Annotated in this window: 24 protein-coding genes; 19 read left to right on the forward strand and 5 right to left on the reverse strand. The window is 43.8% G+C overall.

Annotation, left to right across the window (positions count from 1 at the left end; translation table 11 throughout):
* Positions 1-9: 9 nt before the first annotated feature.
* The 10 genes from rpsK (at position 10) to LZG74_RS03140 (ending at position 9,433) form a co-directional block, all read left to right on the forward strand.
* Positions 10-405, forward strand: a complete 396-nt coding sequence (gene rpsK / locus LZG74_RS03095; RefSeq protein ID WP_026631249.1) for a 30S ribosomal protein S11 — start codon at positions 10-12, stop codon at positions 403-405.
* A gap of 85 nt (positions 406-490) precedes the next feature.
* Positions 491-1,096 (forward strand): 30S ribosomal protein S4, encoded by a 606-nt coding sequence (gene rpsD / locus LZG74_RS03100; RefSeq protein ID WP_026631250.1) that lies wholly within the window; start codon positions 491-493, stop codon positions 1,094-1,096.
* A 124-nt stretch (positions 1,097-1,220) separates the two neighbouring features.
* Positions 1,221-2,210, forward strand: coding sequence for a DNA-directed RNA polymerase subunit alpha (locus LZG74_RS03105; protein WP_026631251.1), 990 nt, complete (start codon positions 1,221-1,223; stop codon positions 2,208-2,210).
* 72 nt (positions 2,211-2,282) lie between these two features.
* Positions 2,283-2,858, forward strand: coding sequence for a 50S ribosomal protein L17 (gene rplQ / locus LZG74_RS03110; protein WP_233795152.1), 576 nt, complete (start codon positions 2,283-2,285; stop codon positions 2,856-2,858).
* 152 nt (positions 2,859-3,010) lie between these two features.
* Positions 3,011-4,114 (forward strand): glutamine-hydrolyzing carbamoyl-phosphate synthase small subunit, encoded by a 1,104-nt coding sequence (gene carA / locus LZG74_RS03115; RefSeq protein WP_233795153.1) that lies wholly within the window; start codon positions 3,011-3,013, stop codon positions 4,112-4,114.
* Positions 4,115-4,205: 91 nt separating this feature from the next.
* Complete coding sequence (gene eno, locus LZG74_RS03120; protein WP_026631254.1) at positions 4,206-5,477, forward strand: phosphopyruvate hydratase; 1,272 nt, start codon at positions 4,206-4,208, stop codon at positions 5,475-5,477.
* A 61-nt stretch (positions 5,478-5,538) separates the two neighbouring features.
* Positions 5,539-5,871, forward strand: coding sequence for a septum formation initiator family protein (locus LZG74_RS03125; protein ID WP_026631255.1), 333 nt, complete (start codon positions 5,539-5,541; stop codon positions 5,869-5,871).
* A 44-nt stretch (positions 5,872-5,915) separates the two neighbouring features.
* Positions 5,916-7,448, forward strand: a complete 1,533-nt coding sequence (gene gpmI, locus LZG74_RS03130) for a 2,3-bisphosphoglycerate-independent phosphoglycerate mutase (RefSeq protein WP_233795154.1) — start codon at positions 5,916-5,918, stop codon at positions 7,446-7,448.
* A gap of 172 nt (positions 7,449-7,620) precedes the next feature.
* Positions 7,621-8,151: a hypothetical protein gene (locus LZG74_RS03135; protein WP_233795155.1), complete on the forward strand. Its 531-nt coding sequence runs from the start codon at positions 7,621-7,623 to the stop codon at positions 8,149-8,151.
* Between the two features lie 328 nt (positions 8,152-8,479).
* Positions 8,480-9,433 (forward strand): hypothetical protein, encoded by a 954-nt coding sequence (locus LZG74_RS03140; RefSeq protein ID WP_233795156.1) that lies wholly within the window; start codon positions 8,480-8,482, stop codon positions 9,431-9,433.
* 65 nt (positions 9,434-9,498) lie between these two features.
* Here LZG74_RS03140 and LZG74_RS03145 read toward each other — a convergent pair whose 3' ends face one another.
* The 4 genes from LZG74_RS03145 to LZG74_RS03160 all read right to left on the reverse strand — a co-directional run bounded on the left by LZG74_RS03145 (position 9,499) and on the right by LZG74_RS03160 (position 13,079).
* Positions 9,499-10,392 carry a polyphosphate kinase 2 family protein gene (locus LZG74_RS03145; RefSeq protein ID WP_233795157.1) on the reverse strand — a complete coding sequence of 298 codons (894 nt, stop codon included), beginning with the start codon at positions 10,390-10,392 and terminating at the stop codon, positions 9,499-9,501.
* Positions 10,393-10,428: 36 nt separating this feature from the next.
* The gene (gene rdgB, locus LZG74_RS03150) at positions 10,429-11,004 is read right to left on the reverse strand and encodes an RdgB/HAM1 family non-canonical purine NTP pyrophosphatase (RefSeq protein ID WP_233795158.1); all 576 of its coding nucleotides are present in this window, start codon (positions 11,002-11,004) and stop codon (positions 10,429-10,431) included.
* A gap of 83 nt (positions 11,005-11,087) precedes the next feature.
* Entirely contained in the window at positions 11,088-11,990 is a 903-nt protein-coding gene (locus LZG74_RS03155) for an FKBP-type peptidyl-prolyl cis-trans isomerase (protein WP_233795159.1), read from the reverse strand.
* 54 nt (positions 11,991-12,044) lie between these two features.
* Complete coding sequence (locus LZG74_RS03160; protein WP_233795160.1) at positions 12,045-13,079, reverse strand: bifunctional oligoribonuclease/PAP phosphatase NrnA; 1,035 nt, start codon at positions 13,077-13,079, stop codon at positions 12,045-12,047.
* 203 nt (positions 13,080-13,282) lie between these two features.
* Here LZG74_RS03160 and LZG74_RS03165 point away from each other — a divergent pair, with 203 nt between their 5' ends.
* The gene (locus LZG74_RS03165) at positions 13,283-13,702 is read left to right on the forward strand and encodes a nucleoside-diphosphate kinase (RefSeq protein WP_026631263.1); all 420 of its coding nucleotides are present in this window, start codon (positions 13,283-13,285) and stop codon (positions 13,700-13,702) included.
* Between the two features lie 76 nt (positions 13,703-13,778).
* On the opposite strand, the gene LZG74_RS03170 is transcribed toward LZG74_RS03165, so the two are convergent.
* Positions 13,779-14,288 carry a fasciclin domain-containing protein gene (locus LZG74_RS03170; protein WP_233795161.1) on the reverse strand — a complete coding sequence of 170 codons (510 nt, stop codon included), beginning with the start codon at positions 14,286-14,288 and terminating at the stop codon, positions 13,779-13,781.
* Between the two features lie 95 nt (positions 14,289-14,383).
* On the opposite strand from LZG74_RS03170, the gene LZG74_RS03175 reads away from it, so the two are divergent.
* From LZG74_RS03175 to LZG74_RS03210, 8 genes are all read left to right on the forward strand, one after another.
* A complete protein-coding gene (locus tag LZG74_RS03175) occupies positions 14,384-15,019 on the forward strand; it encodes a DUF1080 domain-containing protein (RefSeq protein ID WP_233795162.1) in 636 nt (211 codons plus the stop codon).
* A gap of 258 nt (positions 15,020-15,277) precedes the next feature.
* Positions 15,278-16,747: a histidine kinase gene (locus LZG74_RS03180; RefSeq protein ID WP_233795163.1), complete on the forward strand. Its 1,470-nt coding sequence runs from the start codon at positions 15,278-15,280 to the stop codon at positions 16,745-16,747.
* Positions 16,710-17,495 carry a LytTR family DNA-binding domain-containing protein gene (locus LZG74_RS03185; RefSeq protein ID WP_233795164.1) on the forward strand — a complete coding sequence of 262 codons (786 nt, stop codon included), beginning with the start codon at positions 16,710-16,712 and terminating at the stop codon, positions 17,493-17,495. Before LZG74_RS03180 ends, LZG74_RS03185 begins: the two co-directional genes overlap by 38 nt.
* A gap of 319 nt (positions 17,496-17,814) precedes the next feature.
* Complete coding sequence (locus LZG74_RS03190; RefSeq protein ID WP_233795165.1) at positions 17,815-18,567, forward strand: isoprenyl transferase; 753 nt, start codon at positions 17,815-17,817, stop codon at positions 18,565-18,567.
* 4 nt (positions 18,568-18,571) lie between these two features.
* Complete coding sequence (gene bamA / locus LZG74_RS03195; RefSeq protein ID WP_233795166.1) at positions 18,572-21,172, forward strand: outer membrane protein assembly factor BamA; 2,601 nt, start codon at positions 18,572-18,574, stop codon at positions 21,170-21,172.
* A 52-nt stretch (positions 21,173-21,224) separates the two neighbouring features.
* Positions 21,225-21,851: an OmpH family outer membrane protein gene (locus LZG74_RS03200; protein WP_233795167.1), complete on the forward strand. Its 627-nt coding sequence runs from the start codon at positions 21,225-21,227 to the stop codon at positions 21,849-21,851.
* 7 nt (positions 21,852-21,858) lie between these two features.
* The gene (locus tag LZG74_RS03205) at positions 21,859-22,533 is read left to right on the forward strand and encodes an OmpH family outer membrane protein (protein ID WP_026631270.1); all 675 of its coding nucleotides are present in this window, start codon (positions 21,859-21,861) and stop codon (positions 22,531-22,533) included.
* Positions 22,534-22,789: 256 nt separating this feature from the next.
* The gene (locus tag LZG74_RS03210) at positions 22,790-24,388 is read left to right on the forward strand and encodes a hypothetical protein (protein WP_233795168.1); all 1,599 of its coding nucleotides are present in this window, start codon (positions 22,790-22,792) and stop codon (positions 24,386-24,388) included.
* Positions 24,389-24,407: the final 19 nt, after the last annotated feature.

The raw sequence follows: 24,407 nt of genomic DNA on the forward strand, positions 1-24,407 counted from the left end.
CCATAAGCAATGGCACAAAATAAAAGAAAAGATAAAGCTAAAAAGAGAGTTGTAGTTGTAGAGTCAGTGGGTCAGGTACACATCAAGGCTTCTTTCAACAACATTATCATCTCTATCACAAATAACAACGGCCAGGTAATTTCCTGGGGATCTGCCGGTAAGATGGGCTTCCGTGGTTCTAAAAAGAACACTCCGTATGCTGCGCAAACAGCTGCTCAAAGCTGTGCTCAGGTTGCTTTCGACCTGGGAATGCGTAAAGCTGAGGTGTTTGTTAAAGGACCGGGATCAGGCCGCGAGTCTGCAATCCGTACCATCCAGAATGCTGGAATAGAGGTAACCACGATCAGAGATATTACTCCGCTTCCACACAATGGTTGCCGTCCTCCAAAACGTCGGAGAGTATAGTATTCAATTAGAATGCCCATTCGTAATTTGGACACTGGGGTTACAGAATGGTTTTTAATCAATTAAGTAAAACAACAAGTTTTTAATGGCACGTTATACAGGTCCCAAATCTAAGATTGCAAGACGTTACGGAGAACCCATCATGGGCCCGAGCAAAGCGCTTGCTAAGAAAAATTACCCTCCAGGAGTTCATGGAAAGGGTCGCCGCTCTAAGAAATCAGAGTATGCTTTGCAATTGATGGAAAAGCAGAAGGTGAAATTCATCTACGGTATTCTTGAAAGACAATTCCGTAACCTATTTGAAAAAGCTTCGGTTAAAGAAGGTATCACTGGTGAAAACCTGTTGAAATACTGCGAAGCTCGTCTTGATAACACAGTTTACCGCTTGGGCATCGCTCCAACCAGACGTGCTGCACGCCAGCTGGTTTCCCACAAACATATCCTTGTTGATGGTGAAATTGTAAACATCCCTTCTTATTCTCTTCGTCCTGGACAAATCGTTACAGTTCGTGAGAAATCCAAGTCTCTTGAATCAGTTTCAGAAAGCCTTGCTGGCCACAGCTCAAAAGGATTCAACTGGTTGGAGTGGGATGGTCAGCAATTGACAGGTAAGTTTGTAACCTTCCCGGAACGCGAGCAAATCCCGGAAAACATCAACGAGCAGCTTATCGTTGAATTGTATTCTAAATAATCTTCATATTACAGCACGCCTAGTTTACCAGGCGTGCTTTTAGCCGGTAACGGCAATTTTGCGATCGCAAAGGTAACGGTAGCGTGATCAACTATCATTTACTACTATAAAAGGAGCAAGGACTATGTCAATATTAGCTTTCCAAATGCCTGATAAGGTCGTCATGGAAAAAGCAGACGACTTTCACGGGTTGTTTGAGTTTAAGCCTTTAGAGAAAGGGTACGGCGTAACCATTGGTAATGCATTACGTAGAATACTTCTTTCATCTTTGGAGGGTTATGCCATTACGAGCGTGAAGTTCCCTGGTGTTCTTCATGAATTTTCTTCTATCGAAGGTATAGTTGAGGATGTAACAGAAATCATCCTGAACCTTAAAATGGTTCGTTTTAAAAAAGTTTCTGATCTGAACGAAAGCAGAATCGTTGTAAACCTTAAAAATGTATCCGTTATCACAGCCGGCGACATTGGCAAGTTTACCAACGCATTTGAAGTTTTAAACCCGGATCAGGTTATTTGCCATATTGATGACCAGAAAGAGTTCGAAATGGAACTGCTTTTGGACAAAGGAAGAGGATACGTTCCTGCTGATGAACCACGTGCAAACGAGTTGCCGTTCGGATACATCGCAGTGGATTCTATTTATACGCCAATTAAAAACGTTAAATACAGTGTTGAAAATACACGTGTAGAACAACGTACAGATTACGAGCGTCTTTTGATCGACATCCAGACAGATGGTTCTATCCACCCTGAGGATGCATTGAAAGGTGCTGCAAACATTTTGATTCAACATTTCATGCTATTCTCTGATCAAACAATGACGTTTGAGAAGCAGAAAGCAGAAGAAGACAATCAGGTGGATGAAGAAATGTTGCGTATGAGAAAACTGCTTAAGACTTCATTGTCTGAGCTGGACCTTTCCGTACGTGCTTACAACTGTTTGAAATCAGCTGACGTTAAATCACTGGGTGATCTGGTTAGACTTGAAATTTCAGACATGATGAAATTCCGCAATTTTGGTAAAAAATCTCTTACTGAGTTGGAACAGCTTGTTGCTGATAAACAACTCACATTTGGAATGGATGTTGCCAAATACCGTTTGGACGAAGATTGATAAATAATTCCATAATAAGTCTGTATTCTGTAGCGCGCTAGCCGCCGCTCGAAGCAACTAAACAACAAAACAATGAGACACGGTAAGAAAGATAATCATTTGGGAAGAACAGCATCTCACCGCAAGGCGATGCTTTCAAACATGGCTTCTTCATTGATTATCCACAAGAGAATTGAAACAACATTAGCGAAAGCAAAAGAACTTCGTAAATACGTTGAGCCTTTGCTAACCCGCGCCAAAGAAGATTCTACCCACAACAGAAGGGTTGTTTTCTCTTATCTGAATGATAAAGAATCAACAAAAGAACTTTTCGGTGTTGTTTCTGACAAAATTGCATCTCGCCCAGGTGGTTACACAAGGATCATTAAGCTTGGAAACAGACTTGGTGATGCTGCCGAAACGGCACTGATTGAACTTGTAGATTTCAACGATGCATTGCTTCTTGCTAATGCTGACAAACCTGCAAAAACAAGACGTAGCAGAAGAGGTGGAGCGAAGAAAGAAGGTTCAGAAGTAGCAGCAGCTGCTCCTGTTAAAAAAGAAGATCATCCTGTGGTTGCAGAAGCAGAACCCGTAAATGACGAGCCTGCTGCTGACGAAACAGCTGAAAACAATGATTCGCCAGCACCTACTACTGAAAAGGAATAGTTTTGGATAGTCATTAAGAATATATGGAAAAGGGTTGAACGTTTCGTTTAACCCTTTTTTATGGGTAAAATTTTATAATTTTGCACCGCAGTTTAAAAATACCCGGGCAATTCGCTCAACAACATTTGACAAACAATAGATTTAGCAATAAAATGGGTCAAAAAAAGGAAGCTCTGTTATTACTTGAAGACGGGACAGCTTATAGAGGACTTGCTTTGGGAATAAGCGGGACCACCGGCGGGGAAATTTGTTTTAATACAGGTATGACAGGATATCAGGAAATTTATACCGATCCTTCCTACTATGGTCAAATCATTGTTAACACCAACTCGCACATCGGCAACTACGGGGTTCAGCTGGAAGACGAGGAAGAATCGGCTTCGGTGAAGATCCGCGGGATGGTTTGTAACACATTCTCCCCGATCTATTCCCGAGACACAGCTGATTTCTCATTGCAGGAATATTTTGAGCGGGCCAACATCGTGGGCGTAAGTAACGTAGACACAAGACACATTGTGCGCCACGTGAGACAAAGAGGCGTAATGAATGCGATCATTTCTTCCGAAGTCCTGGATGAAAAGGAATTGATGGCCGAATTGAAAAAAATCCCTTCAATGGATGGCCTCGAATTGTCATCCGAAGTAACGACAGAAAGCGCTTACTATGTAGGAGAGGAAACTGGCAGCCAGTTCAGGATTGCGGTTATGGATTACGGAATCAAGAAAAGCATTCTGCAAAACTTGACCTCACGCGGATGTTACTGTAAAGTTTTTCCTGCAAAGACGCCTTTTGAGGAAGTAATGGCTTGGCAGCCCGACGGATTCTTCATATCCAACGGCCCTGGCGACCCGGCTGCAATGCTTTACGCAGTGGAAAGTGTCAACCAGATGATCAAAACCAGCAAGCCTCTTTTCGGAATTTGTCTGGGACATCAGCTGCTTGCATTGTCAAGCGGGATTAACACATATAAAATGCACCACGGCCACCGCGGGTTGAACCACCCGGTGAAAAACCTGATCACCGGATTATGCGAAATCACTTCGCAAAATCATGGTTTCGCGGTTAATCCGGATGAGATTGAAAACCATCCTGATATTGAAATCACGCACGTGAATTTGAATGATAAAACAATTGAAGGAATTCGCAGAAAGGATTATCCTGCGTTCTCAGTTCAATATCACCCTGAGGCATCGCCAGGTCCGCATGATTCGCGCTATCTGTTTGACGAATTTATCAAATTGTTAAGAGCGAGCTGAAAATATCGAAATCCTCTGTAATGCAGAGGATTTTTTGTGTTATTTTGTACCGTTAAAAAATTCTATTTTAAATCAAAACCACAAGCTGCAAATGAGTACGATTCAATCAGTACATGCAAGACAAATTCTGGATTCAAGAGGAAACCCAACAATAGAAGTAGATATTCGTACTGAAAATGGCTATTTAGGACGTGCTGCTGTTCCGTCTGGAGCTTCTACCGGAAAGCATGAGGCCGTTGAACTTCGTGATGACGATAAAAGCGTTTACGTAGGAAAAGGAGTTTTGAAAGCCGTTGAGAATGTCAACGATATTATTTTCCCTGAGTTGATCGGTTGTTCAGTTTTTGAGCAAAATCTGATTGATAAAATCATGCTGGAATTGGACGGAACGCCTAACAAAGCGAAATTGGGCGCAAACGCAATTCTGGGTGTTTCTCTGGCTGCTGCCAAGGCTGCTGCACAAGAAGCAAACCTTCCATTATATCGTTACGTGGGCGGAACGAACGCGAACACATTGCCAGTTCCGATGATGAATATCCTGAATGGTGGAAGCCACGCGGATAATTCTATCGATTTCCAGGAATTCATGATCATGCCTGCGAAAGCAGATACATTCTCGCAATCATTGAGAATGGGCGTTGAGGTTTTCCATACGCTTAAAACAGTTTTGAAAAGCAAAGGATATTCTACCAACGTAGGTGACGAAGGTGGATTTGCTCCAAACATTAAATCAAATGAAGAAGCGATCGAAATCGTAATTCAGGCGATCGAGAAAGCAGGTTACAAGCCAGGTGAAGACATCTTCATCGCAATGGATGCTGCTGTTTCTGAATTCTACGAAGATGGATTGTACCACTTCAAAAAATCAGATGGTCGGAAACTGAGCTCTGACGAAATGGCTGACTACTGGACACAGTGGGTTGCTAAATATCCGATCATTTCAATTGAAGATGGAATGGACGAAGACGACTGGGCTGGCTGGGCAACACTTACACAATCGGTTGGCAAGAAAATCCAGTTGGTAGGTGACGATTTGTTCGTGACAAACGTAACCCGTCTGCAACAAGGAATCGAATCACAAATTGCAAATGCAGTCCTTGTGAAGGTAAACCAGATCGGTTCATTGACTGAGACGATTGACACGGTTAACCTTGCAAAACGCAACAGCTATAAGAGCATAATGTCCCACCGCTCAGGTGAAACGGAAGATTCAACAATTGCTGACCTTGCAGTTGCATTGAACACAGGACAGATCAAAACGGGATCTGCTTCCCGCTCTGACCGCATGGCGAAATACAACCAGCTGCTTCGCATTGAAGAAGAGCTTGGTGAAAACGCTTACTTCCCAGGATTGAAATTCTGATATCATTAATCAAAACCGGAGCTTAATGCTCCGGTTTTTGTATATACACTCGCTTTTCGTTATGAAAAAAGGATCATTCTGGTCGCTCCAAACGCTCAAAAACTTTTATATAGCCACATTTCTGGCATGGTTCGTCTGGATCCTTTTCCTTGACAATAACAATATGCGGATTGTGATCTCCAACCGGATGAAAATGAAGGAACTGGAACACGAAAAAGGTATTTTGTTGGGAAAGATCAAAGAAGTTAAGAAGGAGCGGAATGAGGTTTTTGGTAATCCCAAAATGCTTGAAAAATGGGCGCGCGAAAATTTCATGATGCGCAAGCCCAACGAGGAAGTATATGTAATCGTTGACGAGAAAAATCAGCCGGTCGAAGGCAAAAAAAGCGAGTAAGCCCGCCATTGGCCATTGCGTGTTAATATTTAATTTCTAAGACATTGAGCAAAAAAGTAATTCTTATAATCATGGACGGCTGGGGAATTGCCCAACCTGGCGAAGAGAGCCGTTCCGCTGTTTTAGCTGCCAACACTCCTTTTTACGACAGCATTATGCAGAAATATCCGCATAGCAGACTTGCTGCAAGCGGACTGGCTGTGGGGCTTCCCGACGGACAGATGGGAAATTCAGAAGTAGGACATACCAATCTTGGAGCAGGACGTGTCGTTTATCAGGATCTGGTAAAAATTAATCTTGCTGTTACCGAAGGAACATTAGGTCAGGAACCTGTCCTTACCAATGCTTTGGATTTTGCCAAAACAAATAACAAAAAAGTGCATTTCATCGGTTTGGTTTCCGATGGAGGCGTTCACTCACACATCGATCATTTAAAAGGACTTGTCAAAATCGCTGCCGACAGGGGTTTGACAAACGTCTTTGTGCATGCATTTACAGACGGCCGTGACTGCGATCCGAAGAGTGGTTTAGGCTTTTTAACAGAGCTTCAACAAACATTGGATCAGACAACAGGCCGCATAGCAAGCGTAACCGGTCGTTATTATGCAATGGACCGCGACAAGCGTTGGGAGCGTGTGAAGCTTGCTTATGACGCAATGGTGCACGGCGAAGGTGCGCATGTAGCATCCGGTGACGTATTGAAAGCAATCAAAGATTCCTACGAGACAGGCGTTACTGACGAATTTATCATGCCTATCGTTGCAACAAATCCGGACGGGACGCCAATCGGTGTTATCGAAGATGGAGATGTTGTATTATGTTTCAATTTCCGGACCGACCGCGGACGCGAAATCACAGAAGTGCTGACGCAACAGGATTTTCATGAGCAGAATATGCACAAGCTGAACCTGAGATACATCACAATGACCAATTATGATGATACATACACAGGTGTAGATGTGATTTTTGATAAAGATAATCTCAACAATACATTAGGCGAAGTGCTTGAAGCAGCGGGGAAAAAACAGATCCGCATTGCTGAAACGGAAAAATATCCGCACGTAACATTCTTTTTCTCTGGCGGACGCGAAAAGCCGTTTGAGGGTGAAAGCCGCTTACTTTGCCAGTCGCCAAAAGTTGCGACTTATGACCTTCAACCTGAAATGTCGGCGTTCGGCATCAGGGACTCGATAGTGCCTGAGTTGGAAAAAAGAGAGGTGGATTTTGTTTGCCTCAACTTTGCAAACCCGGATATGGTTGGACATACGGGTGTGTTTGAAGCTGCGGTTAAGGCATGTGAAACCGTTGATCAATGTGTGCAGGCTGTTGTTACCACTGGTTTAAACCATGGTTATTCATCCATTATCATTGCCGATCACGGAAATTCGGACTATATGCTGAATGACGACGGCTCTCCCAATACTGCCCACTCCTTGAACCTGGTGCCTTGCGTATTAGTCGATAATAATTATCAGAATCCGATAAAAGATGGCAAGCTGGCCGACATTGCACCTACAATTCTTGACTTAATGGGAATTCCAAAGCCGGCTGAGATGACAGGGGTTAGTATCCTCTAAACTAAACCAGCTATAATGATGTTGTTTACCGGAGAGTCCATTGGGCTCTCTGTTTTTTTAGATCTTCTGCGTGATAAAGTCAACATTACCAATGCATTTCATATCAATACACTCTTCTAGCCGCCCGGTGTTCCTTAAAAGCAGCTTCCTCTATATCTTGGTATGCCTGACAATGTTAAGCGCTTGCCGGGAATCTGTCACGGATCCGAACGAAAAGAAGGCATACTATGACCTCAAAGGCTTCGTAGAAAACCAAATCGTTTATCTGAACGAGAAGAAGCCTAAGGTGGCCAAGACTGTTCAGCTGGACGGGAAAAAAGAGCTGCGCGCTGAAATCGAGACGAACTGGAAAAAGGAGCTGGAACTGTTCGCGCAAGCCGACATTAATAAGCCAGCATATAATAAAAGCTATTCGGTGACCCGAAGTGATTCGTCTGTTTACGAATATAAAATCAGGGAAGGAGAGAACTTACCAGTGCGTTATCTGATGATCAAAGTGGATAGCGCGACGCAGCAACCTGTGTTGGTAAAAGCACTGTTGCGTTCTGAAAACCGAATATACAGTTCAGAAAAGCTTATTGAACTAACATCTAGCAGACGGAATAATCTCCTTGAAGTTTCCGGTTATTCGGTTAAAGGTTATCAAAAGCTTTTGTTCATGGACCGCAAGTCTTTTGATATTACAGCAAAAATAGGATTATAGCGGGTTTTAAAATGATGTTTGTTTGTACTGTAACTCCATACTTTGGGTAAACATTACCCAATTTTCTAATTAACCGGCCCCCATACAGCCGTTCAGCCCTAATTTTCTAAGTTTAAAATCATAATTTAAAAAGAGGCTCAGTAAGATACTGAGCCTCTTTTTTAGTATTATTTATATAAAAATTGAATGTTATAATAGCCTGTAATAGGTCCGAATCGGCAATTCGGCACAGAAATAGAGATTTTAAGATCAAATCCATGTAGACCCTAGGTGAATTTTTAACCTGTCAACATGTCAACTAAATCACATTAATAAATTTTCTAAATCGATGGAACAAGAACAAAAGAATAAGCAAAGTATCGCCTGGGCAATGGTTGTTGTCCTTGGGCTTGCGACGGCCATGTTTGGCTACTTGTTTACGACTCAAAAAAATGAGTTGACTCAGCAGGAAACAATGGTTGTTGAAAAAGCCAGAGAATTGGCTGTGACCAAAACTAAATTAGATTCTATTTCGACAGTGTTGGATGCGAAAATCGCTGAAATTGAAAAACTAGGTGGTGACGTATCAGAGTTGACTAAGGTTAAAGAAAAACTGGAAGCAGACAAATTAGCTTTCAGCAGAAGCAAGAGAGTTGAGACCAATAAGTATCTTGGCAAAATCAAGGAATACGAGAAATTCCTGGTAGAGAAAGATGAGGTGATCGCTCAATTGAAGCTTGAAAACGAGAAATTGGTTGCATCGAACGACTCTTTGAGCACACACGTTGGAAGTTTGACCAGCGAGCGTGAGAAATTGGTACAACGTCAGGCTGAACTTACTGATTCAGTAGTAACTTTTACAGCTGCTAACAAAGAGCTTAGCGACAAAGTAACAAAGGCTGCTGCACTGAAAGCTGCAAATCTGAAAATCCTTACTGTTAATTCAAGAGGTAAAGTGAAAGATAAAGAAGAGTACAAAGCAAGCCGTGTTGACAAAATCAAAATGGTATTCACGCTTCCTGAAAATGAGTTGACAGCACAAGAATCGAAAGACATCTATGTGCGTGTGCTTGACCCAGAAGGAGCGGTTGTAGCAGATGACGCAACTGGATCAGGAGAGTTTGAAGTTGATGGAGCTCCATCTAAGTTCACAACTCGTGAGTCTATTGCTTACCAAAACAATAACCAGAAAGTTGAATTGTTGTATGACAACAGCTCACAATTCCGTCCAGGGAAATACAATGTTGAATTGTATGCAGAAGGTTATAAAATTGGTGGTGGAAACTTCACTATCAAGAAATAAGAATTAGAATTCACACCATGCATAACTATCAAAGGCGGCTGATTATTCAGCCGCCTTTTTTGTGCTTAATCCTCAGTGTTCTGCGCATTAATCACATCGATAAAGTGATGCAGCTCTTCTGACCGCTCAGGGCCTGATTCCGGATAAGACATATCCATCTTTTTAAGTTCTTCCACGATAATGTTGGCCACTGTCAGCCTCAGATTCTTTTTGTCATCTGCCGGAACGACATACCAAGGCGATTTCTTTGTAGCAGTGTTATTAATGCAATCTTCGTAAGCCTGCATATATTCATTCCACTGCCCGCGCACTTTCACATCCTGCTCCTCAAATTTCCAGTTTTTTGAAGGGTCTTCTATCCGCTCAATAAGGCGCGAAGCTTGTTCTTCCTTCGACACATTCAGGAAAAACTTGATTACCCGGATGCCGTTTCTGTAAAGATATTTTTCGAGGTTCCGGATATCCGAATATCTGTGTTTCCAAAGCTTTTCCATGTCCTCCGTCAATTCAACAGGCAGCCGTTGCGATTGCGTGATGATCTCGGGATTCACTTTGGCAACGAGCACTTCCTCGTAATAACTGCGGTTGAAGATCGTGATCGTTCCGCGTTGAGGAAGCACAAGATTACTCCGCCACAGATAATCATGTTCCAGTTCTGTTTCCGTAGGCCTTTTAAATGAATGTATTTTCACGCCCACCGGATTCACCCCTGCAAGCACATGTTTGATCGTCCCATCTTTGCCGGCAGCGTCCATCGCCTGAAATATGACCAGTAAGCCATAGCGATTATGTGCGTACATCATACTCTGCAGCACATCCAGCTCCTTAGCCGACTCCGCCTGCATGGATTCATATTCTTCCTTATCCTTGTAAATGTCCTTGAAGCGCGTCTTGGCCTTTTTGATACTGAATTTCTCGGTCCCGTCGACGCGATAATCGCTTGCATTGAAGTCCGCCATTTGAATGCTGTTTAGAAATGATGTTTACTCGTTACATTATAGTTGCTTCAAAAAGCTGACCAGCCCGGCAAATGCGCGTGCCCGGTGGCTTAACTGTGATTTTTCTTCCAATGTCATTTCGGCAAATGTTCTCTCCAGATCAGCAGGCATAAATACAGGATCATAACCAAAGCCATTGCTGCCTCTCTTTTCGGTGATAATGTTACCTTCAACCGTTCCTGCGAACTGCTGATAGACGCCGTTCATCACAAGTGTGATCACAGTCAGGAACCGGGCGCTGCGGTCACTGTGCGCAGCCAGTTTGCTGAGCAGCAAATCCATGTTATCATTAGCATCGCGCTGCGGCCCTGCATAATAGGCCGAATGAACGCCGGGCTCGCCATTAAGCGCCGCGACTTCCAGTCCTGTATCGTCAGCAAAGCAATTGATGCCGTAATGTTCCCAGACGTATCGCGCCTTAGCAGCGGAATTTTCAGCGATTGTTTCAAATGGCTCGGGAATGTCTACTTCACAGCCAATGTCGCTCAGTGTAACAAGCTCAAACTGGCCACCGAGCAATGCTTGTATCTCTTTTAACTTATTCAAATTATTGGTGGCAAAGCAAAGTTTCATGCTATAATGTTATGTTCTAAATGCATTTTACACAAAAAAACGGCTACTCTTGTGAAGCAGCCGTTTTAATTCATATCTGGTAATTACCTTGTTGGCAGGCCAGGCTGTTGCTGTGCTGGCGCCTTTCCGAAATCAACCAATTCCACGTCAAATAGCAGAACTGAGTTTGCAGGAATGGCTCCCGGCGATCCCTCAGCTCCGTAAGCAAGGCCAGATGGAATGATCAATGTGCGTTTTCCGCCTTTTTTCATCATCATAATGCCTTCTTCCCAACCTGGAATAACCATTCCCACACCAACCTGGAAGTCGATAGGACCGCGGCCGCCAGTCTGTGAGCTGTCAAATACTTTGCCGTCGAGCAATTTTCCTGTGTAATGCACTTTTACATTGTCACCTGCTTTTGGGCTGTCGCCCGTTCCTGGAACGGCATCCACATAAGCCAGGCCAGATGCTGTCTTCTGCGCTTTTCCTTTCAGGTTATTTTTTGCGATATAATCGTCAATTATTTTCGTATCGATCGCTTTTTGCTTGGAACCGGCTTCGGCAAGTTGTTTCTGGAATTCCTCAGGCGTAAGCACACTAACCACTTTCACGGTGAAGCTCAGATCAGATCCTTTTTTGATCATAGGAGGCATAGGCTGGCCGATTTTTGCAAACATTGAATCTGCATTGATCGATATTTTAGCACTGTCTCCCGCTGCAAGCAAAGCAAGTCCTTCTTCAAAACTGCCTTTGTACTGAGGAGCCTGCAAAACCATTTTTTGCGGTGTACCTTCTTTATATGTATCACGAAGCGTAGAATCGCTGCCGTTTTTCAACACAAAGTGGAATGTCATAATGTCTCCCAATTTGGCTTTTCTCGCTTCATCTTCGTGCTCGAAAATCTGGTATTTCAGTCCGGATTCAGTAACCTGCGTCTTATGTTGGTTGCAAGCCGCTGCTAGAATAGTTACGCCCATTGCGTAACCTATTGATTTTAAATTCATTGGATTGTGTTAATTGGAAAGATTATGATGTGATTTTTGAAGTAAAATTTAAGCTTAGTCAACGTTTAAAAGTTCTTGTTGGTATTCCGGAAGAATATTTAAAAAAGTGGCAACTGTATCATGCACTGATTGTTCCGATCTTCCGCCAGATGCATTTTTGTGTCCGCCGCCATTGAAATAGGTGCTCGCCAGGTCTCTCACCGAGAATGTGCCTACCGAACGGAATGAAATTTTCACTTCACCTTTTCTTTCAATGAACATAGCAGACATTACTACGTTTTCAACCTGCAAACCGTAATTAACGATTCCCTCGGTTTCTCCCGTGCTGGAATTGAATTTTTGCAGTTCCGCTTCCGTCAAAACCATGTAGGCGGTTCTGTATTCGGGTAAAACCACTAATTTCTGGGAGAGCACGTAACCTAGAAATTGCAAACGCGAGAGTGGCGCATTGTCGTAAATAAGTCGGTGCACACGGCTGGAATCAAATCCCGTGAGCATCAGGTCAGCAACGGCCAGATGAACCTCGGGCGTAACATTTCCGTGTCTGAATGAGCCTGTATCCGTCATTATTCCGGCGTACAAGCATTCAGCCATGGGGATGTCGAAGATCTCAGTAACCGGCGCATTATTTTCCAGTTCTTTGATCAGTTTGTAAATAAGCTGTGCCGTAGCAGCAGCATAAGTATCCCAAACCATCCATTTTGCAAAATGCTCGGGTTCAAGGTGATGGTCTACCATTAATTTCGGCGCAGTGGCTTCTTCCACAATCCGTCCCAAATCTTTAAGTCTGGAAAGCGCTGAGAAGTCCAGGCAGCATATTAATGTAGCATTTGCAATTTTCTCCTTGCATTTAACCTGATCCGCCTGCTTTTCGTAAACCAGAACATGCTCAATGCCAGACAACCAACGTAAATTAGCCGTGTAATCCGTCGGACTGATGACTGTAACTTCATGTCCTTTTTTAATTAAATAACTTGCCCAGCCCAATGACGATCCCAGCGCGTCAGCGTCAGGGTCACGATGCATCGTAATGATGATTTTTTGGGGGTGGGATAAAAAAGAGCTAAGCTCTTCAACGGTTTGATTCACAGTTACTTAATTCGGAAGGAAGAAAATTCGGTTCGTATTCAGCCCACAAAATTAATAAAACTGTTGGGATTTGCTCAATGTTGTGCCCTAAAGGCTGGTTATCAGGCTATGTTTTAACATGCGCGCCACCGCGCAAACCGAAGCGCGAGGATATAAAATGAAAAAATGCATAGTTTTGCAGCAAATAAATTCCAGCCAACAGTATGCCAACAAATAGAACATTCACAATGATTAAGCCGGATGCCGTTAAGGACGGACATTCCGGAGCCATTATCAAAATGATTGAAGAGGCCGGGTTCCGGATTGTAGCTGTTAAAAAAACTCAGCTTAGCGCGGAACGTGCCGGAGAATTTTATGCAGTGCACAAAGAGCGTCCTTTTTACAATGATTTATGTAAATATATGTCTTCCGGCCCGATCATTCCGATGATCCTCGAAAAGGAAAACGGCGTGGCGGACTTCCGTACTTTGATCGGTGCTACCAATCCTGCCAATGCAGACGAAGGCACCATTCGCAAATTGTTTGCAAAATCCATGGAAGCCAACGCCATCCACGGTTCGGATTCCGACGAGAACGCTGCCATCGAAGGAAACTTCTTCTTTGCCCATATCGAGCAATTCTAAACATCATGGTTGCAAAAAAGATCGGCCCGGTTGAACATTCAACCGGGCCGATCTTTTTTAAGCTTCTTCTTTTATATCATTTTACGGCAAGGCTGTCGATAATGTGGATCACCCCGTTTGCAGCGCTGATATCAGAAACGACAATGTCCGCTCTGTTTACAGAAAAAATGCTGTCCCTTTTGGTAATGCTCAGTTCTTTGCCTCCAATCGCCTTCTTCTTTTCTTCTTTAAGACTCTTATAATCAAGCCGCTGTTTTCCAAGAATGTGGTTATTGATAAGTTTTCGAACCGAATCTTCCGGCATCGCGGTCAACACAGAGGAAGAGAAAATATTGGCACGGCCAAAGGCAGCATTGTCAGGTGCAAAAAAAGTTACTTCACCGGTCCGCAATCCGTCGCTCATCTTGGCATAGAGCATAAGATCTTTCAGAATACTGAAACGCTCATTCTCCATGATGACTTCTGTAATCGTTTTGCCCTTTACTATGTCTTCACTCTTCTCAGTGCAGGAAATAATTACTCCTGATGGCAGCACTGCAAGTAAAAAAAATGCCAGACAACGCCCTACAAAACGGTTTTTTTTCATAGCTTTCCAATTGGTTAATTTCCGTAAAACTAATGGAAAATGTATTTTGACGGAATTCTAATTGAATTTTTTTTAATCCTAACCCCCAATTTATTATGTTAAAACTTCGACAACTTATAGTGCTCTGTGCGACTATATTGTTACTGAACTCCGCATTTTTTGTATTCACAGCACCCGTTCCCGCGCCCCTGAAAAAGCCTGTTAAGTTATTTAACGGGAAAGATCTGAGCGGCTGGAAAGTTAACGGGACCGAAAAATGGTATGTAGAAAATGGTGAACTGATCTGCGAAAGCGGGCCGGATAAACAATATGGCTACCTCACCACCGACAAGTTTTACAAGAATTTTGACCTCTCCCTGCAATTCAAGCAAGAAGCAAATGGCAATAGCGGCGTGTTTTTCCGCTCTACGGTTACAGGAACGAAAGTTTCGGGCTGGCAGGTTGAAGTGGCGCCACCAAATCATGACACTGGCGGCATTTACGAATCTTACGGTCGTAACTGGCTGGTGCAGATCCCGGATGAAAAAGAAGGTTTCCTGAAAATGGGCGAGTGGAACACATTAAGAATCCGCGCGGTAGGGGATAATGTTAAAACCTATCTTAATGGTAATCAAATGGTTGATTTTACCGATGCTAAAATTGGCGCCGGAGACGGTTCAATAGCATTGCAGATCCACGATGGCGGCGGCATTAAAGTGCGTTGGAAAAATATTACTGTGGAAGAGCTTTAAGCTTCCTTCTTCATTCCGGCCGCAACGGCGTTCATACATTCGAAATGAGCAGTTCGTCGGAAAACGCTTACCATAGGGCTTCATGGCTGATAGATTTGTGTAAACAAGTAACACAAGTCTATTAGCCATGAAGCTTTTTTATTTTAAGTATCCGGAGAAAACCAGCGCCTTATTAAAGGATGCTGGATCGATTGACGAATCAGGAACAGAATGGATGCTAGCCCGGACTAATCAGTAACATTGCGTTTCACTTAAATTATGAACGAAAAAGGAACGAAGCGTCTGCGAATGACGGCATCATCACTCGATGGAAGGGATTTTAGTAATATGGACCTTGAAAATGCGGATTTTAGCTTTTCAAGTCTTAAAGACATCAATTTCGATGGCGCTAACCTGCGCAATGCAAAGCTTCGTTTCGCTGCATTGGACCGCACCACATTCCGGAACTCCGACCTGCGCAATGCCGATTTGAGTTTCAGCAGCTTAACCGATGTTGACCTCACAGGCGCCAGGGTGGAGGGGGCCAATTTCAGTTTTACCTCACAAGAAAAATCATTTAACTGGCGTGATCTTAACCTCATTGGCATCATTCAAAACCAGGGTTGGATAGGGACAGTGGTCGCTGTTATCCTGGGTGCCACAGTGTTATACGGGATAAATGCGATCTCTTATTTTACTGCTGAAATCTACTTCACCAATGAGCCCGTCCGGATCAAGCTGTATCAATATCTGGTTTCCCAAAATGTTATAGCGGGGGTTTTTACCATTCTGCTAACCCAGGGAATCACAATATGGCTCGACGTTTTCATCACCCGAACCATTCTTAGGCACGTAATTTTGTCCGTAATCGTGCTCATAATGAACAATTTGCTTGCAATAGCCGTCTATTTTCTTTTTGGCGTAACGCTGGTAGACAATTACAGGAATCTTTATCCCAATGAAGCAGCACAGAATGCGCCCTGGTATTGGTATATGTGGGGCCCGATCATTGTTGCTAATATTTTCTACTTTCTGAGCCGCGAAGGCAAACAGATTTCCAGGAAGATTTCCGATCAGGAATTTCAACTACTAAACCTGGAAAAGCTGAAAACCCGCGCCGAACTGGACGCATTGCAGGCACGCATTAACCCTCATTTTTTATACAACTCCTTAAACAGCATTGCCAGCCTCGTCCATGAGGATCCTGATAAGGCCGAGGAAATGACACTTTTGCTTTCCAAACTGTTCAGATACACGACCGGAAGAAAAACGAACGATTACTTTGATACAATCGAGAATGAACTGGAAATGGTTGCCACTTATTTGCAGGTGGAGAAAGTTCGGTTTGGGGAGCGCCTCAGATTTACCGTCGAGGTGACCGATCCCACATTAAAAGAATTGCATGTGCCCAAATTCATTTTACAGCCCATCGTGGAAAACGCAATCAAGCACGGCGTTGCCAAGCTGGCCGAACAAGGCGCAATTGTGGTCCGCATTTACGAAGAAGACGAGTGGCTGCATTTATGTGTGCACGACAATGGCCCGCCGTTTTCCGAGACCATGGGCGCCGGATATGGAATGAGGAGCATTCAGGACAAATTAAAATTGCTTTATGGCGATGCGGCGCGTCTGGAACTGCATAATGAGCCGCGCAAATCGGTCAACATTTCGATTCAAAAATCTGCTATTATACAAAATCAACATCAAGGCCATGACCCAATTCCCGCTGAAAACGATCCTCATAGATGACGAGCCGCTGGCATTAAGCCGGCTTCGAAGGCTTTTGGAAAAGCACAATGATGTTTTCACCATTGTATCCGAAGCAAAGAACGGCGCAGAAGGGTTGGTCGAGATTGACAAGCATAGTCCTGATATCATCTTCCTGGACATTGAAATGCCCCTTTTAAATGGTTTCGAAATGCTCGCTAAGCTGACCAAGATGCCGCTGGTGATATTTTCAACGGCCTACGATCAGTATGCGATCCGTGCTTTTGAGGAAAATTCTGTTGACTATTTGCTGAAACCGGTCGAGAATGACCGGCTGATTAAGACCATTGAGAAGATCCGCAACATTACCAAAGCAGGCGCCAACAATCTCGCCACGGTAAATCCCTATTCCGAAAACCTGCTCAGGCTGTTAGAGGAAATGAAACCGAAAAGAGAGATCTTCTCATTGTCGGTGAAATCAGGCGACCGGATCTTGCTCATTCCGCTGACCGAGATCACCCATTTCGAAGCAGAGGAAAAGTATGTTTTTTTAAACACATTAGACGGACAAAAATATCTGCTCAATTATACGCTGACATCCCTGGAAGAGAAGCTTCCCAAGCAATATCTGCGCATTAGCCGCGCCGGGATCGTTAATTCCCACCACATCAAAGAAATCCAAAAACATTTCAACAGCAAGTATGTCATTATCATGCGCGACCGCAAGGCATCCCAGCTCACAAGCGGCAGCACATACGGAGAAGCAATCCGCCATCTTCTTGATAATTAATCGGGTTACTACGTCCCCGGACACAAAATAATGATTTTGAAGAGGGCATACTTATTCCTAAATTGCGCCCTGATTTTAAATTCCATTACTATTTTTGAGGTTAATCAACTGTTCATCAGAAGGTTTATAGCAATTTGAGACGAAGCTAAGACTAATATTTTTTTAGTTTTCGACACAGAATGCTGCATTCCTGCGTATCATGATGTACAAAGTGATCCCTTTAAAAAAGCGGGAAGTTTTAAATTTTGATCTTACTTGAAAAGATCCTCGCTGTAGTTCATTTTGTTTTTGTTAAAAAAGGTTAAAGGGGTCAGGAATAATGAAGGAGCTCATTGATACGGGCAATCTGCCAAAGCACATCGCCGTTATCATGGACGGTAACGGAAGATGGGCCCAAAACCAGGGAGCAGCGCGCATTTTCGGCCATCGCAACGCGATAAAGGCCGTTAGGGAAGTAACCGAAGGTTGTGCGGAATTAGGTGTCGGGTTTTTGACACTTTATGCATTTTCCACCGAAAACTGGGCCCGTCCCGAGTTTGAAGTAAGGGCTTTGATGGAATTACTGGTTCAGTCTATTGGAAATGAGCTGCCTACTATGCTCAAGAACAATGTAAAGCTGGACACGATCGGTGACACGGAAAGTCTGCCAAAGAGCTGCCGCAGAACATTGGCGGAAGCTGTTGAGGCTACAAAGGCAAATACAGGCCTTAACCTGATCCTGGCGCTGGGTTACAGCGGAAAATGGGACATTACCCAGGCTGCGAGGAAGATTGCGGAGGATGTAAAGAATGGTGTGATTGCACCGGATGAGATCAACGAAGAAATGCTGGCTGCGAAACTGGCAACCCAAAACCGTCCGGAAGTGGACCTGATGCTGCGCACAGGCGGTGATCACAGGATCAGCAATTTCCTTTTATGGCAGCTTGCTTACGCCGAGCTGTATTTTTACGAAAACCTTTTCTGGCCGGATTTCAGGCGGGAACATTTATATGAAGCGATTGCCGCCTTTCAAAACAGAGAGCGTCGTTTTGGCAAAACTGGTGAACAAATCAAAGCGAATAGTGCTAAGTAATAATATGAACCTTGTGAAAAATTTGAATAGATCATTAGCACACCTCAAAAGTATTTTAGCATTGATCCTGCTTTGCTGGTGTTTTTCAGCAAATGCACAAAAGGTCGGGCTGGGAGCTGCGGGATCAAAACCTGCTTCTGCTGCCGCCAATTTGGGCATTGACCCGGCTAATCCAAAAGAATTTACAATTGCAGAAGTGACTGTTTCAGGAACCCAGTTCCTGGACCCTAATTCCATGGTTTCCATCTCAGGCTTGAAACCTGGCGATAAAATCCGCGTTCCTGGACCAGCAATCCCGTCGTCGATCAGAAGAATGATGGACTTCGGAACATTGAATGATGTTGAGATCATTGCTACGAAAGTGGAAGGCGAAAAGATCTGGCTGAACATTCACATTAAAGAGCGTCCAAGACTCTACAAAGTTTCCTTCTCAGGCATCCGCAAAGGCGAGCGCGAAACACTGAATGATAAGGTGAAATTGATCAAAGGGCGCGTTATTACGCCAACCGTAATCAAGAACACCCAGCTTGTTATTAAAAAGTATTACATGGATAAAGGGTTTTACAACACGAAAGTAAAGGTGTTGCAAATCCCTGATTCAACGCGCGGACAGGCTACGCTTAACTTCACCATTACAAAAGGAAAGAAGGTTAAGATCGAGGAGATCGACATTCAGGGAAATACGGCGGTGAGCGATAAAATCCTCAAACGCAAAATGAAAGGCACCAAGCAGAAAAGAATTGGCCGTCTTTTCAACCCATCCAAATATATTCCTAAAAAATACGACGAAGACAAGGAAAAACTCATTGCCTATTATCGTAAAAACGGTTACCGCGATGCAACGATTGAATTCGACTCCATTAAAAATGGTGATGAAACGATCAGCATTGTCATGAAAATTGACGAGGGAACCAAGTATTTCTATCGCGACATCACCTGGTCAGGAAATTACCTTTATACATCGGCTTACCTGGGTGAGCGTCTGGGTGTGAAGAAGGGCGACGTTTACAATCCCGAAGAACTAGACAAAAAAATCAATGGTATCCCTGGTGCCGACGTTAGCTCCATTTATATGGACGACGGTTACCTGTATTTCCGCATCGAGCCTACTGAAAAGGCTGTTGAAGGCGATTCTATCGACGTTGAATTAAGAATGTTCGAAGGAAAGCAAGCCACGATCAATCGCATTTTGCTGAATGGTAACACCAAAACCAGCGACCGCGTGGTGTTAAGGGAACTCTTTACATTGCCAGGACAGAAATTCAGTAAAACAGAGATTATCAACACGCAGCGTCAATTATCCCAAATGGGCTATTTCGACCCCGAAAAAATCCAGATCAACCCGATCCCCAACCAGCAGGACGGAACGGTGGATATCGAATACACTGTGGAAGAAAAACCTTCTGACCAGATCGAGTTATCCGGTGGATGGGGTGGATACATTGGTTTCGTTGGAACGCTTGGATTGGTTTTTAATAACTTCTCACTGAAAAACATCCCTAACCGTGAAACCTGGCGGCCATTGCCTTCTGGTGACGGTCAGAAACTATCGTTGCGTTTCCAGGCGAACGGGAAGCAGTATCAGACCTACTCGCTATCATTCAGTGAACCATGGCTTGGCGGCAAGAAACCTATCAACTTTGGTGTGTCCTTACAGCGCACAGTTTACCGGATGACAGATCCACGTTCTTTTTATAACAATTTGGGCCAAGGTAACGGAGGTCTGAGCTACCGCGGCGGGTATTTCAATAATGGAATTACTTTATCGCTTGGTCGCCGTCTTAAGGAACCGGATCGCAATCTTGTTATGACCCATTCGCTGTCCTATCAGCGATACAGACTGGATGATCTTGATATATTCCGGATTGGGTATAGCAATGGTGTATCAAACAATATTTCGTTCAACACAACGATATCCAGAAATACCCTTAGTGATTTCCAATTCCCAAGAAACGGAAGCAACATTTCTTTGAGCGGAACATTCACGCCGCCTTATTCAGCATTCAGGAAGAAGACTTTCACAGACAAGACCGACACATATCGTTGGGTAGAATATCACAAATGGATGTTTGACGCCAGCTATTATGCAACTATCACAGGAAAGCTTGTATTGAGCGCTCGTACGCACATGGGTTTCCTCGGAGCTTACGGAGACAAAGTTGGTTACAGCCCGTTCGGCCGCTTTATCGTGGGTGGATCCGGTCTGGCAGGTCAAGGTTCATTCTCACTTGCTGACCAGGACATTATCGGTTTGCGCGGTTACCAGGATCAGAAAGTAGGACCACAGAACGAGCAGGGCTTCCCGGCATCAGGAGGTGGAATTGTGTATAACAAATATGTAATGGAGCTTCGTTACCCGGTTTCACTCAACCCGCAAGCGACGATCTTTATATTAGGTTTCGCAGAAGGTGGAAATAACTGGGGAACATATAAAGAGTTCAACCCATTCGACTTGAAACGTTCAGCAGGGGTAGGAGCACGTATATTTATGCCTGCATTCGGACTTCTGGGAATTGACTGGGGTTACGGTTTTGATAAAATTCAGGGAGAACAGAAACGAAGCGGACCACAATTCCATTTTACGATTGGTCAGCAGATCAGATAATATTTCTGATTGTAGTTTCGTTAAGAAGTTTGCAAATTATTAGCTCCCTGGCATGAAGAAGTTTTTTATTTTACTAGTTTTGTCAATTCTATGTGGATCAGCGTCCTGGGCGCAAAAGATAGGTTACACAGACATGGAATTCATCACCAGTAAAATGCCTGAGTACCAATTGGCACAAACAGAGATGAAGAAGTTCTCTGACAAGTGGGCCAAAGAGATCCAGGATAAATTTCTAGAAGTCGATCGCATGCAGCGTGCTTATATGGCTGAGGAGATCCTGCTCACCGAAGACTTAAAACGGAAAAGACAGAGCGAGATTAAGGAAAAAGAACTCGAAGCCGGAGAATACAATAGTAAGATCTTCGGCATGGAAGGACTTCTGTTTCAGAAGAAGAAAGAATTGATGAAGCCCGTCCTTGAAAAAGTGCAGCGAGCAGTTACCAAAGTTTGCAGCCAGCGCCGGCTCGATTTTATGTTTGATAAGTCCAGCGATGTAGGCATGCTTTATACAAATCCCAAGCACGATTACTCGGATTATGTGATGGAGGAGCTTGGTATTAATCCAAAGGCAACAAAAGCAGCTGCGGAAGAGAAAGTAGGAAAGGCAGAGCAGCCACCCGTACAGGCCCCGACACAAAACTCACCAAAACAAAAAAGTACAAACAGTAAACTTAAGTAACAAAGCAATGAAACAAAAATTGATAGCTTTTTTGGTCGTAATGACCATTATTACAACCCCTCTGTTAGCACAAACAACTCCTGCAAGCGGACTTACTAAAATCGGTTATACTAATGTTGATTATATAATTGGCAAGTTACCAGAAAGTAAAGTAATGCAGAACCAGCTTGAAGTTACAAAGGCTCAGTTGGATAAAGCATTAGGAGAAACATACAAGGAAGCACAGGAGAAGTATGAAGCCTATCAGAAAAATGGCGCTAACATGACTGATGTCATCCGTGCAGATAAAGAAAAGGAATTGCAAAACCTGCAAACAAGAATTCAGGAAATGCAAAACAATGCTCAGACGTCTTTGCAGACTAAGCAGCAACAATTGCTTGAGCCGATCTTGACGAAGGTTAACAACGCTATCCAGGAAGTTGGAAAAGAAAGCGGATTCCTTTACATCCTGAACATGGATGCAGGTGCTGGAACAACACCGATCATCTTGTTTGCAGCTTCTGAAGACAACAATGCAACCAATCTTATCCTTAGAAAATTGGGTGTGGATCCTGACAAAATCGAAGCAGCAGCTCCTGCGGCAGCGAAGCCAGGAACAGCTGCACCAGTAGCAGCACCTGCAAAAACAGGCGCAGCAGCACCAGCTACAACACCTGCGGCTACGACGCCAAAGAAAAAATAGTAGCAGCTTCATTGAACTTAAAATACCGGAGGGTAGTCTTTAAAATGGCTCCCTCCGGTATTTGTATTTAGCAAGGCCGACGTTTTTACACTGCACTATTATTTGAAATGTCCAAAATCAATCTGATTAGCCGGGCTTCCGTTTTCAAATATCAATTTAAAAATTATTCAAAACGCTTTTCTATATAGTATTTGCTAGTTTTGCGTTAGACTCAAAGGGTTTCTCGACACATGGAATTAATTATATTTTGGAAGTTATGATTACAAAGCATATTCATAAAATACTGATACTTCTGACGGCCGTTTTCTTATTCTCAAAGGCGCAGGGGCAGGATAATATGAAGAGTTCTGCAACAGGCCCCTTGCAGATTGTTTTCCCGAATGAATCCGAATGGAATGTGCTGAGTGAAGGGAAGGAGATCAATTTTCATCTTCAGACCAAAGGTGGAAAAAGCGATTCTGTGCGATATAGTATTTCTACCGGTTATCTTAAAGAGATGAAGTTTGACTCGCTCGGGCATTTCATCTGGACTCCGGGTTACGACATTGCTGACCGTATCAATACTTCGAAATCCTTTCCGGTTGTGTTTGAAGCACAGAGCACATCGGGTGAAAGTGCTTCCCGCGAGGTGGTTTTTAAAGTCATGCACGTGAACCGGCCTCCGCAAGTTGACGAATTAAAGCCTTTCTACATTCAATACAGAACTCAGAACACCTATCAGATCGATATGAACTCTGTCCGTGATCCGGATGGTGATCCCGTTGTTTTTGTTCCCATTCTGGAAGAAATGCCTGAGGGAATGAAGCTTTCGGCAGCAGGTGAAATTGTCTGGGAGCCTTCTACCAAGCAGTTTAACATCTTGAAGGAATCTCCTAAGTATGTTGAGTTTTATGTAGAAGATCAGCCGTCCAAGGAGCGGACAAAAGGGAGGTTGCGATTGAACATTACGCAAATGGACCTGGCACCGGACTTTACGATTGTGCCACAGGTTTCCACGATCAGGAGCGCGGAAAACAACCGCATTAACCTGCGGTTCGCATTGTCGGATCCAAACGGAGAAGACGACATTTCCACATTCGCATTCATTTCTGAAAATAAGAATGTTCCCAAGGAAGCTTTGGTAAAAAACGCGCCTACCAGTTACGAGTTCATATGGGAGCCGGGTTATGATTTTGTAAAAGATCCGTTTGATACTCTTTCCTTTAACATCATTTTTTACGTGATGGACAAGGCGCAGAACAAAAAGGAGAAGACGATCCGCTTTGTGATCAAAAACACTGTGGATGAAAGTCTTCGTGACGCGTATGTGTACGGCTTATACAAGGGCGCACTCGTGAATGCATGGGGGCTTCTGGAGCAAATGCAGGAGAAGGAAATTTACCTGAAAAAAGCATATTCCAAAGCGAAACGCGGGAAGAGGAGCAGATCCTTGCTAAATGCTTCGCTAGGAGCAACGACCGGGCTGGCGCCACAGTTTACAGACGATAAGGGAAAAGCCCGGGGTTACATTACAACCATTGGCGGGACGACGGTTGCGACGGTTGGAACATTGGAGGCAACTGAGGTGATCGGTAAGTCCACGAACGGACTGTTAGATCGTTTCAATTACGTATTGCAAAAGAAAAATGAGCTGCAAAATAAGGGAGATGTTTTTGCCCGTGAATATGCTCAGAAATCTGCGCGGAGGACACCTGATTTTATCCGTAAACTCGACGAATTCAAAGCGCTTATGAACCTGAGTGGTTTGGTAGCATTGGAACTGGATGCGAATTGGGAAAGCAAGAAGGAAGCCACAGATGCTGCACTGAAAAAGTCCTTCAAGGATTTCGTGCCGCTGACCAAAGAAGAGAATTAAAATCAAGATCATATCAAAC

It is taken from the genome of Dyadobacter sp. CY327, assembly GCF_021390415.1.
In the GTDB taxonomy this organism is placed as follows: Bacteria; Bacteroidota; Bacteroidia; order Cytophagales; family Spirosomataceae; genus Dyadobacter; species Dyadobacter chenhuakuii.